The following is a 13,741-nucleotide window of genomic DNA, read 5'->3' as shown; positions in this document are numbered from 1 at the left end:
ATGCTGGCGATGAGGCCGCGGTGGGACGGATGCCGCACACCTTCGTGCCGGCCTTTAGCGGCTGCTGCGCGCCCTTGACCTTGAGGGTTTTGGTGATGGTGACCGTGTCGCCGTCGGCAAGCGCGTTGCCCACCGAGTCCACGATGGTCAGGGCAGCAGCGTTGTGCCTGCAGTATCAGTCATAAGGAACAGTCTATCCCGCGTGCCGCAAAAAGATGATCCTTCTCTCATTCCTTTGATTGATACCCCGGTGGGGTATAGGCTTGGGTCAACACAATCGGACCTATTCGGAAGACTTATGAAACGCCTCATTTCTCTTGCTGCCGCCTGCGCCGCAGCCATCACCCTGTCCTCTTGCTCTACTGACAGCCCCGTACCGAGTGAAGCCTCGAAAAGCGCCGCTTCCAGCACCGACATCCAACAGGTGCCTGCCGAGGAGATCCTCGCCGAGTTCGATCTCGAAGGGTTGGATGGCCAGGAAATCGTGGACAAGCTGGACCGCCAGTCCAAGGACGAGCGCAATAGCGATCTCCTCGCATCCGTGCGCCCGAACGAGCTCATCCTCGCTACTGAACAGGGTCAGGCCTCCCTGCCGCTGCCGGAGGACAAGTTCTACCTCTCTATTGCGCCGTACCTCTCCCGTACGCACGACTGCTTCAACCACTCCCTGACCACCTGCACCGGTGAGCTCAGCCAGGAAGACATCCACGTCACCATCACGGATGACGAAGGAAATGAGCTAGTCAACGAAGACACCACGACGTTCGACAACGGCTTCATTGGCTACTGGCTGCCGGCCGACAAGAAGGGCACCATCACCATCGAGCAGGACGGCAAGACCGGCGAGGTTCCCCTGGATACCTCTGACGAAGGCGGTACCTGCGTGACCACGCTGCAGATGGCATAATCTGCCCATTCACTCACCACGGTGAATCCCACCTCCTGGGGTTCACCGTTTGTCGTTTTATGGTGTCCACGCAGTGCTTGCCGACGTCAACAGTGTTCTGGGCAAGTCCCCATACGGCCACTCCCTGAAGAATTCTCCGAGCAGGCAATTGACCACAACAAGTCCGCTGGTGTCGTCAACTCTGTTCCTTTTAGCCACGCCACCCCGTCGGCGCCGGCTTCTTGGGCGCAGGCGTTGTGGCTGCCCTGCTCGGCGCCATCGCCGCATTCCTGCAGTCTGTCGGCGTGGTCAAGGCTGACTTCTCCGCTCTGCAGAAGATGTTCCGCTAAGCACTACAGCACTATGCACTAAAGGATGCGCTGAGCATTCAGCCCCCCACGTCGGCCCTCCGCTTCGGAAGCGGAGGGCCGACTGCGCTTACTGGGAGGACTCCTCTAGGCAGTCATACAGGAAGTCCATCAAGGTCGTAGCGTCATCGGATCGGAACAGTTCATCGAGGGCAAGGTTGAATTCCAGCCTTCTCGCATTAGGGGTATTAAGTGCTGCGTAGCCATTGCTCATCAAGAGGCCTGACGCCACAAGCCGTGCGGTTCGCTTGTTTCCATCGAAGTAAAACTGGCTACGCGTGGCAGAGCAGAAATAGGCCAACGCTTGCTCGACTGGGTTTTCAAGCCCTTGGAGGGACACCAGCAAATCGGCATGGGCTTCACCCAATTCATCAGCAGGGTCGAAAGGGATGAACCCGCCATCCATGAGCCGCACTCCACCGCCATCTCCCTCCACGTGCCCTTCACCACGGAAAAGACCAGCGTCCAGGGCCTCGTTCCTTGCAAGCACGGCATGGAGTGCATCACTGATGCCTTTGTCCACCGCGAATTCTTGTTGGCTAACCAGCTCATGGAGCAAGTTGAAAGCCTCCGACAAGTCCAAGATCTGTTGCTGTTCAGCAAGTGCTTTCCCACCCACAGTGACGCCATCGAGCAACGTACGGACTTCTGGGAGGGTAAACGTGTTTCCTTCCAGCGCGGCAGCGTTCCACACCAAGTCAGGAAGTTGCTTGGCTAATCGAAATAACGCACGGTCGGTCCCCAACTCCGAAACGTGCGGCCGCTCATGGTGCTCCCAGCTCACTCGGCTCGTTGCTCTTCTCATCACCTATGCCCCTCCGATGTAGTTTTCTGCGCACACATCAATGGCAAGCTGATGCGGTGATACGTAGTGTATTCCGGCTTCATTAGTTGCGCCGGTGAGCTCTTCACCAGCGACAGGCACGAGGGTGATTCCTCCGGATACGGGCTCAGCACTCGCACGAATCCGAGTGGGCAACGAGGGCACGATGTCTGCTGGATTTGTGCACCAAATCAATGTTGATCGAGGTTTTTCTCCTCCACTGGCACTATGCGCCGAGCTGCGTTGAGCTGCAAAAGCACCCGACATCGCCCACGGTTGCCCGCTCGCATCAACCGCTGAGGCAAGCGTTATGGGATTTGACGGTAAGAAGTGGAGAGCCCCGTGGCGGCCATATGGGTTGGAGGCCCACGCGGCCCGTTCCATGAGAGCCTGGTAGCTGCCACCGACGGCCGCAGCGTCACCCCACTGCACGAAGCGGTCAATCCAGACTTTAACGTCTGGCTCCTCACTTGCGAGATCCCCAAGAAGCACTCTGGCGGCTGTCGCGGCCGCGGCATCACTCATGCGGTCTACCTGTACGGAAACCTCGTATCCGAGCACGCGCATTACCTTGGCCAACCCGGTCAAGCTCGGTTGAGCTGTCCCACGCAACCACAGATTGAGCGTATTTCGCGACACTCCCGAGCGCCGCGAGATTTCGCTCAGGCTCAGCGGGCTTTTCTTGAGGAGTTGTACTGGGTCCATGGCCCTACTATAGCCAACTGTCCTATCAATAGGACACCTGTCCTACGGATAGGACAGTCAGGCCGCCTACCAGCGACATGGCAACACCACCCCGCCGTGTCCTATGATGAAGCAAATGAGCGCGGAGATTTATTCACTTCCCACAACGCCGTTGGTCACCACTGACCTCACCGAACAGGGTCCCCGGATTTCACTGCGCCGGGGGAGCAACATTCTCATGCTGGAGCTGCCGGCTACCTATCCTGAGGCAGATCTGTCTGATCCTCGGTGGGTGGTCAAGTCCCATTTCATCGATCGCCCCCATTCGGTGCGCGAATTCGCCACCGAAGAACCGCTGGAAGTCGGCATCCCTGGGCCTTTTACCCGCATCGAGGTAACCCTGCGCGATGGCGATGAGGACCTCATCGAGACCGTCACCTTCACCGGCATCACCGATGAGGCGCCGTTCATCGTCTATGACCGCACCACCCTCATCGCGCCGCAGGGCACGCTCGAGAACGCTGAGCCACTCGGCATCTGGGCCGGCTGGGAAGTGGGACCGCTACCGGATCAGGTGAGGGTACCGCAGAGGGAACCGGTGGACGTCGCCAAGCACGGCGATTTCGAGTGGGACTTCGACGTCGCCACCCTGCCCAACGCCCGGGGCCTCGACAACGAGCCCGTGTTCACCAAGTCGCCGCGCGTGCACCTCATTGCGGAAGGGGAGTGGCGCATCGATCTCACTTACGCGCCTCTCGGCGGCGAGCAGGAGGAGATTTCGGAGCAGACCTTCGACGCAGGCATCGCCGAGCCTTTCCCGGGTGACCTCTACGAAGACCCGTGGGTGGGCCGCTACAAGGTGTCGCTGTGGCACGACGAGCAGCTTGTCGACGTCCGCTTCATCTCCCTCGCCGAGGGCCTCCACATGCGCGCCATCAACGACGGCCCGCGCGGCATGGATTTCCGCATCATCGACGCCCTCGGTGCGCACTCAGCCTTCAGCTACACGCTGGCCTCCCCGCCAAAGAAGCCCATCGCACTGGAAAAAGGCCTGCGCACCTTCGAGGACACCGAGGTCTCGCGCCGCGAGGTCGTGGCCAGTGAAGCCGGCTATGAGCTGGATTTCGATGTTTGGCCCGAGGCTTTGTTCAGCCGCGTCAAGCGCATCGGCCTAGAGCCCACTGAGCACTCCGATAAGCCAGTAATTTTCGCTGGCCAGCTCGATCAGGACGATATGTTCACCGTCCACTCGCCGCGCCCGTTGCCGCTGGCGAAGTTCGTCACCATCGACGGCCGCCAGAAAATCAAGGAGCTGGCGCGCACCTCGAAGACCACGCAGGCGGTCACCAGCCTCGCCGTCCCCAACGCCGCGCTGGCCAACGCCGTGCGCAAACAGCCAACGGCCGAGCTTTTCCTGATGTGGTCCACGCTGTCCTACGAGGATTACCTGGACTCCCTCCCGGCGGGGGAGCGCGAGGCTCACCAGGCCCGCAGCTTGGAGCGGCGCATTGTCGAGTACGAAGCATCCGCATCCACCAGCCTGATCTATGCGGCGCTGGCCACCGTCCGCAAGTCCCCGTTCGTCAGCCGTGGTCTGCTCAATGGCGATGAAATCATCATTGAACAGAACGCAGAACCGCAGGCAGATTTGGTGGGCTGGGTCTGGCCATTGGCCGAGCCCACGGTGGCGCCTACCCAACTCACGCCCACCGAAGAGGGGTTTGAGCTGCCCGCCGACCTTGCTGAGCAGGGCTCGCTGCTTGTCGATGTCCGCGAGCTCCGCGCCTCCTCCAACCTCGCCGCCCCTGCACGCCCCTCCAGCGCCTCCATCGTGATCACGCCAGAAGGCTCACCGGCGGCACTCGCATCAAAGGACTGGACCCCGGAGCAGCTCTGGGACACCTTCCGCGCGCTCCACGTGCTCTCCCAGCGCAGCCCCAACCCCAAACTGCAGGCGATGTTCGACAGCACCATCGATCGCCTGCGCGCCCAACCGGAGGCCGCAGTCCACGCCCTGGCGCGGACCGGCGTCAGCGTGAACCAACAAGCCCGCTCGCTCGCGCGCACGCGCTTGTTCCACTCGCCGCTGGAGCCCACCGCCGAGTCCAGCGCCGATAGCTACCTGGATCTTCTCCTCGATCCTTCAGCCAGCGAGAACCCAGAGCTCACCGCCGTGCGCGAGTCCGGCGCAGATGGCCTGACCCGCCCGATGCTGCTCAATGCCGCGACCATTCACAGTCCCACACCGCCCGTCGATGATCTGATGGGGGAGGCCGGCCGCGTCGCCGCGCTGCGCGAGTGCTTTGCCAACAACGGCGCCCTCGATGCGCTGGGCACCATCGAGCACCTGCGCAAGGACGCCACGGCACTCGCATCCCTGGTGCAAAACGCGGGCGTTGACATGTCCGTCAGCCATACCCTCATCGCGCTGGGCGCCTTTGCCAGCGGAAACACGGCTGATGAGCTCAATGCCGCTGCGTGGATGCCTTACATCTCCTATGCCTTCGCCCTGGCGTCTCGCGCCGCGGCGAACGACATCATCATGGAAAGCCCCCTTCTCAAGGAGGACATGCCCATGCTTGCCGACGTCCTCCCTCTCGCCCCCCGCCTCTTCTTCTACGACCTCGTGACCGCTGAAGCTCTCTTCCGCGATCGCGACGTGTAAGCGCGTGAGGTGTGCCACAATGAGTGAGCATGAAGGTTATCTCCACGAACGTCGCTGTCCGCCGCCCCGAGCCGCACGGGCGACACGAGTACACGGGCATCGATAAGCAGCCGCGCCCCTTCCTGGACTTGGAGGTCCCCGGGCCCGCCTACGGTGACGGCTCCGGCGTGGTGGGGGATTCCATCGGTGACCACGCCCACCACGGCGGCGCCGAGAAAGCCGTCTACGCCTATGCCCGCGAGGAGCTTGACTACTGGGAGGGCACGCTCAACCGCGTTCTGCGTGACGGCTACTTTGGGGAGAACCTCACCACCGAGGGTATTTCCTGGCCGAATATGCTCATCAACCAGCGCATTCAGGTGGGGGAGTGCGTGCTCGAGGTCTCTATCCCGCGCCAGCCTTGCGCTACCTTCTCCGGCTGGATGGACGAGCCCGGCTGGCTCAAGTCCTTCACAGAGCGCGGCGATTGCGGCTCTTACCTGCGCATCATCGAGCCGGGCCGCATCAATCCCGGCGATGAGATCACCCTCATCAGCCGCCCCGACCATGGCATCACCATGGGCATGGCCTTCGCCGCCAAGATGGGGGACAAGGACCTAGCCCGGCGCGTCGTCGACGCCGGCTGCCTCGCCCCCGTTCACCACGATCAGCTGGTTAAGCGTCTGCAGCCCCGCGGTTAGCTAGCCATTCATAGGTTGTCGCTTGTGAACCGCGCGTGCCATCCATACGCACGAATCGTGCCTTCACCAGTGACTTCAGCGCATATCGGACCTGCGCTCGAGTAAGGTTTGTGGCTGTTTCTATTTCGCCGATAGACAGCGGTTGTGCCGCCGTACGCAGCGCCTCCGCTACGCGCGGGGCGTTAACACCCAGGCGTTCCAAGGTCACTGGTGCATCCACTCGTCGTTCCGGGCCGGTGCCTGATTCCTCCTTGCGTAGTGGCTCCCAGATACGGGCCTCTCCACGAGTGTCCGGCCGCCACATTTTCACCGTAAATTGCACGCCAGAATCTATCAGGTCAGGCTCCGGTAGTCCTTGCTCTCGCGCGGCATCCAGCATGAGCTGCACGCCGCCGCCTTCGCCCTCAATAACAAAAGAGCCATCGTCTGCTTTGAGATATCGGCACAGTCTATAGAGCCGCTGGTTAATCTCCTGGCGCGCCAGATCTCTCGACTTGAGCTGTTCAACCGTCAGATCCCGTAGGCCTCCTGGACTGGAGATAACCATCTTGTCCGGTAATAGGCGGACATCAATCGATTTACCCGCACCCAACGTATTTGGCCCAAGATCACGGTGCACCAATGCATTAGCCACGGCCTCTCGAATGGCCGGAAGGGGAAGTTCAGGAACTTCCACCATTGATCCGTCCTCTCGATATCGCCGTACGGCGGCTAAACGTTGCCTTACCCATCCCATTACCGAGTTCAACAGCACCGGAACGGGCCCCTCAAAGGTCTCCAACCCCAACACTCGCCCGTGCTTCGAACCATTTGGTAGCCTTTGCGCCACCGTTACTGCTAAGGAGGGAAAATGCCCTTGGGGATAGAAACCCAGCGCATACAGGCCAGCAAGCGTCAGCTCTCCAGTCGCGGTCGTCACCGCTAGCGCCCGTAAGACGTCCTCATCTTGAGTAAGTCCCGATAGTCGCCGATTCTTTTTCCGCGCCTGAACCAAGAAATCTTGCACCACGTCGCTATCTAGGTCTGCAAGGCTCGTACCTTCCACAATCGTCGTGTCATAGGACACTGCCTCTTCGGCATGCAGCTTTGCCACGTCCATCATGCGCAGCTCCGAGGCACTCATACGGTAGTCCCCATCAGCCATTCGAAGATACGCTTCTCCCCTGTAGATAGCAGGCTTATCAATAATCGGAAGACCCGTAACCTCCGCAATCACGACATGCGTGCCATCTATTGCCACACTGTCGGTATGCACTGTGACTGGAGGGGTGATGGCATGACGCGCCTGCGAGGCCAGAGCAGCCTCCATCTCCGAAGGATTCTCAATGCCAGTGACAATGAATCCTTCCTTCTCATTGACACCGAGAATGATAAGGCCGCCACTCGGCATGTTTGCGAACGCGCACAATGTCTGCGGTAGAGAGTCCGGAATGCCCCCTTGAGCGGTTTTGACCTCGACTGTTGTTGAATCACCGCCGCGCAACTCAAGCTCAGCCAATAGCTCTCTCAGCTGATTCTCGGACCAATTGTTCACGATGAATACCCGCCCTCAATATTAACAATGACGGCTCAATGCTAACTTCATTCCTCTTCAATGACAAGAGTTCTCATTGATCTTCCCATTGAGGTGTCATTGACATTCTCATTGAGGCCAAATTATGGCCCTGAAACCCCGTATGTTTAAGCTTTATCTAGCGCATAAACCGCAATGAGTGGTTGGATAAGAGTTATCCAACCACTCATTTGCTGTCTGACGAATGGATAGCCTCTACAAGCCTCACTACGTTACCGAGAGCTGGATCCCCGAATCAGGCTCCGGCATTCCCCGGCGCGATAAGGCCGGAGGCCCTTTTTAGGTCTATGTCCCTGACCATCTTGTAAGTAAGGCATGGAGTTTTCCCCAGAGCTCACCAGCCGGGCAGCACGTATCGAGCGAGAGATCTTGGATCTCAACCGTCATGCTGCTTCTGGCCAGTTGGAATCTGTGGCCCGCTTACTCATGCGTTCTGAGGCGATTTCTTCCTCACGCATTGAAGGTATTGCGCCCAACGTCGACAAGGTTGTCCTCGCGGAACTCGCCCAAAAGGAGGAAGTCCGCGGCTTTAAGGAAAGCGCGGAAGAGGTTGCGCGTAACCTCACCGTTCTGTGTTCCATTGAGAAGAGCTTTGCCACCGAACCAACATCTCCATCGGCCTTCTTGAAAAGCTCCAAAGAGAGTTGATGGGGGAGAAGGGCTCTATCCCCACTGGTCTCCGCACTATTCAAAACTGGATTGGTGGAAGTAACCACACACTCTTTGGGGCCGAGTTCATCCCAGCGCCCCCACGTCTAGTCCATGACCTCGTAGACGACTTATGTCTTTACCTCGATGGCGCTTCGCGCGGTGCTCTCATCCAGGCCGCGATTGCTCACGCTCAATTCGAAACGATTCACCCATTTGCAGATGGCAACGGCCGTGTGGGCCGTGCTCTCATTCATGGGATTCTTCTGCGTCGCGGACTTACTGAATACACCATTCTGCCGGTATGCCTCGTCCTCGGTACGTGGTCCAAATCGAAAGCTACCTGCCTTTTCGCACCATCAAGCGTGGGAAAATCCTCACCATGAAGCGCACGTATAAGTGGGAGCATGTCGAGATTCCCCTCATCCGGAACTAGGCCGCAGTTCATTTTTTAAGAGCCGGTTTGACCGCTTCCGGAGTGCAATACGGCGATGGATACGAGGCCACGTGGGAGCGGCGCGCCACGGAGAACTGGGTGACTGAACGTGTGTCGGTGAACGTTGAAGGCGACGGATGGGGGCGAAGCCTCGAGCTGTTTAGGTCCGAGCAAGGCGTGTGGTCGGCGGAAACCAATGAAGAGGGCGCCCAGCCTGGAGATCTGCCCTCCCCCGGTATCGTCCAGTCAGCCGATCTGAAAGCCGCACTCGATTGCGATCTCGGTCTGTGCCCTCTCACCAACACAATGCCTATTCGTCGCTTGACGCTGCTTGAGACTCAGGTTCCGAAAACGCAGCTGATCATGGCTTGGATTGATATACCGTCCCTCCAGGTGATCGCATCAGACCAGTACTACAGCTCCATCGATTCTGAAACTGTCCGATACGAAAGCGGAACACGGGGAGTCGACGTCGAGTTGGAGGTCGACGGTGACGGAGTGGTCGTACACTACCCTGATCTCGCACGGCGGGTCTGATCCGGAAGCAACTCTAACTAAGCTGGGCGGTATGAACGACCTGACCATCGCGCCTGGCCCAGGGATCCCCGGGGGTCTGGTCATCGTCGCCGCCGACCTGACGGAGCGGTTCGCGAAGTCGTCGGGACCAGGTGGCCAAGGCGTCAATACTACGGACAGCAAAGTGCAGCTTTCCGTCGATATCGCTACGTGCTCATCGCTTTCCGACGCCCAGCGTCGCCGCGTCCTTCACAACCTCGAACACCGCCTGGACGGCACAGTGCTCACCGTGAGCGCGTCGACGCAGCGCTCGCAGGTCCGTAACCGCACCGAGGCGCGAGAGCGCATGGCCGCCCTCTTGCGTGAGGCGCTCGCTCCGCTTCCTCCCCCGCGGCGCAGGACCAAGCCGACGCAGAGCTCGGTGCGACGCCGTCTCGAAGCGAAAAAGCGGCGCTCGGAACTCAAGTCCACGCGACGGCAGCCCCAAATTTCCTAGTTCGAACCATCCGCGTGCATATCCTCACGCTGACGGACCTGGTTCGGGTAACCGCTACGCTGAGACAGCTTGGACCGGTTGAATCCGCTCGATTTCCGAGAGGATCTTGTCTTCCGCCACGTCCAAGTCATATTGAGCCTGTAACCCGAGCCAGAACTGGGGGCTCATTCCGAAGAACTTAGCCAAGCGAAGAGCAGTGTCCGCGGTTACAGCCCGCTTTCCGTGGACAATCTCGTTGATCCGGCGGGGCGGAACGCCAATGGAGACGGCGAGCTTGTGCTGGGTGATCCCCATTTCCTTGAGAAAGTCCTCCATGAGGATCTCACCGGGGTGAACCGGAGGGAGCTTGTCAGTGGTAGTCAACGATCTCAACCTCCTCTGGCCCCGCGGCGGACCACCGAAAACAGATCCGCCACTGGTCGTTGATTCGAATGCTGAACTGACCCCGCCGATCACGTCGCTCCCGCGTTGGGTGGCAGCCGAACCACAAAGGATCAGTCATCTGCTATCCCATCGACTAATTCCTGCAGGTCGCAGGACCTTCGCGGAACCGTCAGTTCAGTGCATTTTGAATAGTTCAACACACGTTGTATTGTTCAGCACATGCTGACTATTGCTTCGCGCCTCGACGTCATGAACCGGCTCGGCCGGGCCATGGCTGATCCGACGCGTTCCCGAATCCTGATGACCCTACTCGACGGTCCGGGCTACCCGGCCGAGATTTCGCAAAGCTTGGATCTGACCCGCTCGAACGTCTCGAACCACCTGTCCTGCCTACGCGATTGTGGCATCGTCGTCGCTGAGCCGGAGGGCCGTAAGACCCGCTACGAAATTGCCGATCCGCACCTCGCGGCGGCGCTCGAAGCGCTGGTCAACGCGACGCTGGCCGTCGACGAGAATGCCCCCTGCATCGACACCGAGTGCTCGGTGCCCGGCTGCGGCGAGAAAGGAACGGACGCATGAGTTCAGCATGTGGATGCGAACACGAACCCGCCACGGAGATCGAAGAGCTCGATCGGCCATGGTGGAAGGACCCCGAGCTACTGCTACCGATCTTCTCCGGCGTAGCCCTCATTACAGGACTGGCGCTGGACTGGTCCGACTTGGAGACGCCCGCAACGGTACTGTATTGGCTTGGCCTGCTGTTGGGCGCTTACACGTTCGCACCTGGAGCGATCCGGAACCTTGTCACGAAGCGCAAGCTCGGCATTGGCTTGCTTATGACGATCAGCGCGGTCGGCGCGGTGATCCTTGGTTTCGTCGGAGAGGCCGCGGCGCTGGCGTTCCTGTACTCGATCGCCGAGGCGCTTGAAGACAAGGCGATGGACCGGGCCCAAGGCGGACTGCGGGCACTGTTGAAGCTGGTACCGCAAACCGCGACCGTGCTGCGCGACGGTACGACGGCCGAGGTCGCTGCGAAGGACCTTGAGGTTGGCGAGCTAATGGTCGTACGCCCCGGGGAGCGGATCGCCACGGACGGCATCATTCGGTCCGGACGCTCCAGCCTTGACACCTCAGCGATCACCGGAGAATCCATTCCGGAGGAGGTTGCGCCCGGCGACGAGGTACCCGCGGGAGCGATCAACTCCGCCGGTGTGCTGGAGGTCGAGACGACCGCAGCTGGAACGGACAACTCGCTGACCACACTCGTCGACCTCGTCGAGCAGGCGCAGGCGGAGAAGGGTGACCGCGCCCGGATCGCCGACCGAATTGCCCAACCCCTAGTGCCCGGGGTGATGATCCTGGCGGTGCTGGTCGGCGTGATCGGCTCGCTGTTGGGCGACCCCGAGACTTGGATCACCCGTGCGCTGGTGGTCCTGGTCGCAGCGTCGCCGTGCGCGCTGGCAATCTCCGTGCCGCTGACGGTCGTGGCCGCGATCGGCGCGGCCAGCCAGTTCGGAGTAGTCATCAAGTCCGGCGCGGCGTTCGAGCGACTCGGCGGCATCCGTCACCTAGCGGTAGACAAGACCGGAACCCTTACCCGCAACCAGCCCGAGGTTACCGGAGTGGTCCCGGCAGACGGATTCGATCGGGCGCAGGTGCTTTCCTTCGCGGCGGCGGTTGAGCAGCAATCGACGCACCCCCTCGCCGCGGCGATCGTGGCAGCGGAGCCCGAAGCGCCCACCGCCTTGGATATCAGCGAGGAAGCCGGTCATGGCATCGGCGGCACCGTCGAAGGCCGACGGGTGCTGGTCGGCAGCCCCCGATGGATCGACGCCGGGCCACTGAAGGCGGACGTTGAGCGCATGGAGTCCGAAGGCCAGACCTGCGTCCTAGTCACCGTCGATGACGCTCTCGCCGGGGCGATCGGGGTGCGCGACGAGTTGCGGCCCGAGGTGCCCGATGCCGTGCAGTCCCTGCACGACAACGACGTGGAAGTGAGCATGCTCACCGGCGATAACACTCGCACCGCCCGGGCGCTGGCTGAAATCGCCGGAATCGACGACGTGCGCGCCGAGCTGCGACCGGAGGACAAGGCAAGCATCGTCGCCGAACTCTCCTCCAAGACGCCGACGGCGATGATCGGCGACGGCATCAACGACGCGCCGGCACTGGCGGGCGCAACGGTGGGCATTGCGATGGGAGCAACCGGCTCTGACGCCGCGATCGAGTCCGCTGACGTCGCCTTCACTGGCCACGACCTCCGGCTGATCCCGCAGGCGCTGCAGCACGCCCGCCGAGGCAGCAGGATCATCAACCAAAACATCGTGCTGTCTCTGGCCATCATCATCGTGTTGATGCCACTGGCGATCAGCGGTGTACTGGGCTTGGCCGCCGTCGTGTTGGTACACGAAGTCGCCGAAGTCATCGTGATCTTGAACGGCCTGCGGGCTGCACGAGCGAAACGCTGAGGCTGTGACCGGCAAGTCTTATAAGGGTTAAACCACGCGCCGAGCGCACACACGTTGGACCAGGCGAGTCATTCGAGTTCACCACCTGGTCCTTCTCGATGCGTGCAGGCACGGGAACTGTGGGGGAACCTAATAGTTCAACGGTTCGATACCGCTTGCAGATTCTTCACACGAGGTAGCGGAATGGACCGAGGCCGAACGAAAACCCGAGTTAGAGACAGCGCTCTTCAACCTACCCCCAATAACGCGAAACGTCATTAACGCCTCGCGTTACACGTTGAACTTGAACTCGACGGAGTGTCGTCGATAAATAACCATTTGATGCGCGCGTGCGGAATTAACAACGAAATACCGCTAAAACAGACAACATATGGGGTGCACAGAAACACATATAAGTTCTGCGGAAAACCTATAGGGTGCGTCGCTAAAAACCGCTGTGCGCGAAAAACATAAAGGGTTTACGGACCCGGTCCCAGACCCCTCAATACTCTGAGCCGGAAGAATGGAAAGTGGAAGGTTGATGTATCCCCACTATTTATTTTTTCCGTTTTTCGGAGTACATCGGGAGCTACAACTGCGGACCAGCTCTGTGTGAACTAGATGAGAAGGCGCAGCAGCGAATCATCGACGCTGGACAGTTGGTGCTGCGGGCACGCGAGCGGCACCCCCAGCGGTCACTCGCGGAGCACTACAACCCGTTATCGATGGACCCAATTCTGCTCAAGGCTCACAACAACTTGGACCGGGAAGTCGATAAGGCTTTCGATGTGGCACGCAAACTCACCAACGAGCGCCAGCGCCAGGAGCTACTGTTCGCCAGCTACGGGGAGTTGGCGAGGGGCTATGTCTCCTCGCTTTCATCAAAATCGAAACCACCAGCAGGGTCGTTCCCCGTGCGGGTGATTTTGATCGGTCCCGCTGCTGGGTGTAGAACCCTGTCGCTGGCAACGCCGGGAACTATGACTGTGCCCGACGAGAACACGTCACTGCCATAACGCGGCTCACGGTAGACGAACATGGGTCGTTCACTACTACTGGTGGATTTAGGTTTTGGTGGTGGGGGGATTACCGCCGCCGGCCTCGATTTTTCCGTTGAGGAGGTCGTTGACTACTT

General features: G+C 60.2%; 14 protein-coding genes and 2 pseudogenes. 10 read left to right on the top strand and 6 right to left on the bottom strand.

Annotated features, from left to right (window positions below; all coding sequences use genetic code 11):
• Positions 1 to 4 precede the first annotated feature (4 nt).
• Positions 5 to 145, bottom strand: a pseudogene (locus HMPREF2604_RS14315) (PhnA domain-containing protein); the annotation flags it as partial.
• A 153-nt stretch (positions 146 to 298) separates the two neighbouring features.
• On the opposite strand from HMPREF2604_RS14315, the gene HMPREF2604_RS05540 reads away from it, so the two are divergent.
• The gene (locus HMPREF2604_RS05540; RefSeq protein WP_070561879.1) at positions 299 to 907 is read left to right on the top strand and encodes a CueP family metal-binding protein; all 609 of its coding nucleotides are present in this window, start codon (positions 299 to 301) and stop codon (positions 905 to 907) included.
• A 417-nt stretch (positions 908 to 1,324) separates the two neighbouring features.
• On the opposite strand, the gene HMPREF2604_RS05535 is transcribed toward HMPREF2604_RS05540, so the two are convergent.
• On the bottom strand, positions 1,325 to 2,059 hold the full coding sequence (locus HMPREF2604_RS05535; RefSeq protein ID WP_070561896.1) for a Fic family protein: 735 nt from the start codon (positions 2,057 to 2,059) through the stop codon (positions 1,325 to 1,327).
• 3 nt (positions 2,060 to 2,062) lie between these two features.
• A complete protein-coding gene (locus HMPREF2604_RS05530; RefSeq protein WP_070561881.1) occupies positions 2,063 to 2,782 on the bottom strand; it encodes a helix-turn-helix domain-containing protein in 720 nt (239 codons plus the stop codon).
• A 115-nt stretch (positions 2,783 to 2,897) separates the two neighbouring features.
• On the opposite strand from HMPREF2604_RS05530, the gene HMPREF2604_RS05525 reads away from it, so the two are divergent.
• Together HMPREF2604_RS05525 and HMPREF2604_RS05520 are read left to right on the top strand one after the other, a co-directional pair.
• Entirely contained in the window at positions 2,898 to 5,426 is a 2,529-nt protein-coding gene (locus HMPREF2604_RS05525) for a hypothetical protein (protein WP_246818379.1), read from the top strand.
• Between the two features lie 29 nt (positions 5,427 to 5,455).
• Positions 5,456 to 6,106 carry an MOSC domain-containing protein gene (locus tag HMPREF2604_RS05520; RefSeq protein WP_070533675.1) on the top strand — a complete coding sequence of 217 codons (651 nt, stop codon included), beginning with the start codon at positions 5,456 to 5,458 and terminating at the stop codon, positions 6,104 to 6,106.
• On the opposite strand, the gene HMPREF2604_RS05515 is transcribed toward HMPREF2604_RS05520, so the two are convergent.
• Positions 6,081 to 7,640 (bottom strand): ATP-binding protein, encoded by a 1,560-nt coding sequence (locus tag HMPREF2604_RS05515; protein ID WP_070533674.1) that lies wholly within the window; start codon positions 7,638 to 7,640, stop codon positions 6,081 to 6,083. The genes HMPREF2604_RS05520 and HMPREF2604_RS05515 overlap by 26 nt on opposite strands.
• 354 nt (positions 7,641 to 7,994) lie before the next feature.
• Here HMPREF2604_RS05515 and HMPREF2604_RS14310 point away from each other — a divergent pair, with 354 nt between their 5' ends.
• From HMPREF2604_RS14310 to arfB, 4 genes are all read left to right on the top strand, one after another.
• Complete coding sequence (locus HMPREF2604_RS14310) at positions 7,995 to 8,327, top strand: Fic/DOC family N-terminal domain-containing protein (RefSeq protein WP_005530810.1); 333 nt, start codon at positions 7,995 to 7,997, stop codon at positions 8,325 to 8,327.
• Complete coding sequence (locus tag HMPREF2604_RS14305; protein ID WP_083299186.1) at positions 8,327 to 8,713, top strand: Fic family protein; 387 nt, start codon at positions 8,327 to 8,329, stop codon at positions 8,711 to 8,713. The genes HMPREF2604_RS14310 and HMPREF2604_RS14305 overlap by 1 nt, the downstream gene beginning before the upstream one ends.
• 77 nt (positions 8,714 to 8,790) lie before the next feature.
• Complete coding sequence (locus HMPREF2604_RS05505; RefSeq protein ID WP_246816465.1) at positions 8,791 to 9,300, top strand: putative glycolipid-binding domain-containing protein; 510 nt, start codon at positions 8,791 to 8,793, stop codon at positions 9,298 to 9,300.
• Between the two features lie 31 nt (positions 9,301 to 9,331).
• A complete protein-coding gene (gene arfB / locus HMPREF2604_RS05500) occupies positions 9,332 to 9,775 on the top strand; it encodes an alternative ribosome rescue aminoacyl-tRNA hydrolase ArfB (RefSeq protein ID WP_070517628.1) in 444 nt (147 codons plus the stop codon).
• Between the two features lie 54 nt (positions 9,776 to 9,829).
• Here arfB and HMPREF2604_RS05495 read toward each other — a convergent pair whose 3' ends face one another.
• Together HMPREF2604_RS05495 and HMPREF2604_RS13575 are read right to left on the bottom strand one after the other, a co-directional pair.
• Positions 9,830 to 10,138 (bottom strand): HigA family addiction module antitoxin, encoded by a 309-nt coding sequence (locus HMPREF2604_RS05495; RefSeq protein WP_083279048.1) that lies wholly within the window; start codon positions 10,136 to 10,138, stop codon positions 9,830 to 9,832.
• Positions 10,125 to 10,229 (bottom strand): annotated as a pseudogene (locus HMPREF2604_RS13575) (type II toxin-antitoxin system RelE/ParE family toxin); the annotation flags it as partial. The gene HMPREF2604_RS05495 and the pseudogene HMPREF2604_RS13575, both read right to left, overlap by 14 nt.
• 149 nt (positions 10,230 to 10,378) lie before the next feature.
• On the opposite strand from HMPREF2604_RS13575, the gene HMPREF2604_RS05490 reads away from it, so the two are divergent.
• From HMPREF2604_RS05490 to HMPREF2604_RS14500, 3 genes are all read left to right on the top strand, one after another.
• Positions 10,379 to 10,738 (top strand): Cd(II)/Pb(II)-sensing metalloregulatory transcriptional regulator CmtR, encoded by a 360-nt coding sequence (locus HMPREF2604_RS05490; RefSeq protein WP_005530797.1) that lies wholly within the window; start codon positions 10,379 to 10,381, stop codon positions 10,736 to 10,738.
• Complete coding sequence (locus HMPREF2604_RS05485; RefSeq protein WP_016423157.1) at positions 10,735 to 12,627, top strand: heavy metal translocating P-type ATPase; 1,893 nt, start codon at positions 10,735 to 10,737, stop codon at positions 12,625 to 12,627. Before HMPREF2604_RS05490 ends, HMPREF2604_RS05485 begins: the two co-directional genes overlap by 4 nt.
• Positions 12,628 to 13,268: 641 nt before the next feature.
• Complete coding sequence (locus tag HMPREF2604_RS14500) at positions 13,269 to 13,622, top strand: type IIL restriction-modification enzyme MmeI (RefSeq protein WP_016423158.1); 354 nt, start codon at positions 13,269 to 13,271, stop codon at positions 13,620 to 13,622.
• The last annotated feature ends 119 nt before the right edge of the window (positions 13,623 to 13,741 follow it).

The sequence above is a fragment of the Corynebacterium sp. HMSC055A01 genome (genome assembly GCF_001809405.1).
GTDB classification, from domain to species: Bacteria; Actinomycetota; Actinomycetes; order Mycobacteriales; family Mycobacteriaceae; genus Corynebacterium; species Corynebacterium hesseae.
The sequence above is the reverse complement of the archived record's forward strand: the minus strand, read 5'-3'. Positions and strand labels throughout refer to the sequence as shown.

Coding starts and splice junctions, on each gene's coding strand:
- HMPREF2604_RS05540 (WP_070561879.1), top strand. CDS start 299: ATGAAACGCCTCATTTCTCTTGCTGCCGCCTGCGCCGCAGCCATCACC.
- HMPREF2604_RS05525 (WP_246818379.1), top strand. CDS start 2,898: ATGAGCGCGGAGATTTATTCACTTCCCACAACGCCGTTGGTCACCACT.
- HMPREF2604_RS05520 (WP_070533675.1), top strand. CDS start 5,456: ATGAAGGTTATCTCCACGAACGTCGCTGTCCGCCGCCCCGAGCCGCAC.
- HMPREF2604_RS05490 (WP_005530797.1), top strand. CDS start 10,379: ATGCTGACTATTGCTTCGCGCCTCGACGTCATGAACCGGCTCGGCCGG.
- HMPREF2604_RS05535 (WP_070561896.1), bottom strand. CDS start 2,059: ATGAGAAGAGCAACGAGCCGAGTGAGCTGGGAGCACCATGAGCGGCCG.
- HMPREF2604_RS14310 (WP_005530810.1), top strand. CDS start 7,995: ATGGAGTTTTCCCCAGAGCTCACCAGCCGGGCAGCACGTATCGAGCGA.
- HMPREF2604_RS05485 (WP_016423157.1), top strand. CDS start 10,735: ATGAGTTCAGCATGTGGATGCGAACACGAACCCGCCACGGAGATCGAA.
- HMPREF2604_RS14305 (WP_083299186.1), top strand. CDS start 8,327: ATGGGGGAGAAGGGCTCTATCCCCACTGGTCTCCGCACTATTCAAAAC.
- HMPREF2604_RS05530 (WP_070561881.1), bottom strand. CDS start 2,782: ATGGACCCAGTACAACTCCTCAAGAAAAGCCCGCTGAGCCTGAGCGAA.
- arfB (WP_070517628.1), top strand. CDS start 9,332: ATGAACGACCTGACCATCGCGCCTGGCCCAGGGATCCCCGGGGGTCTG.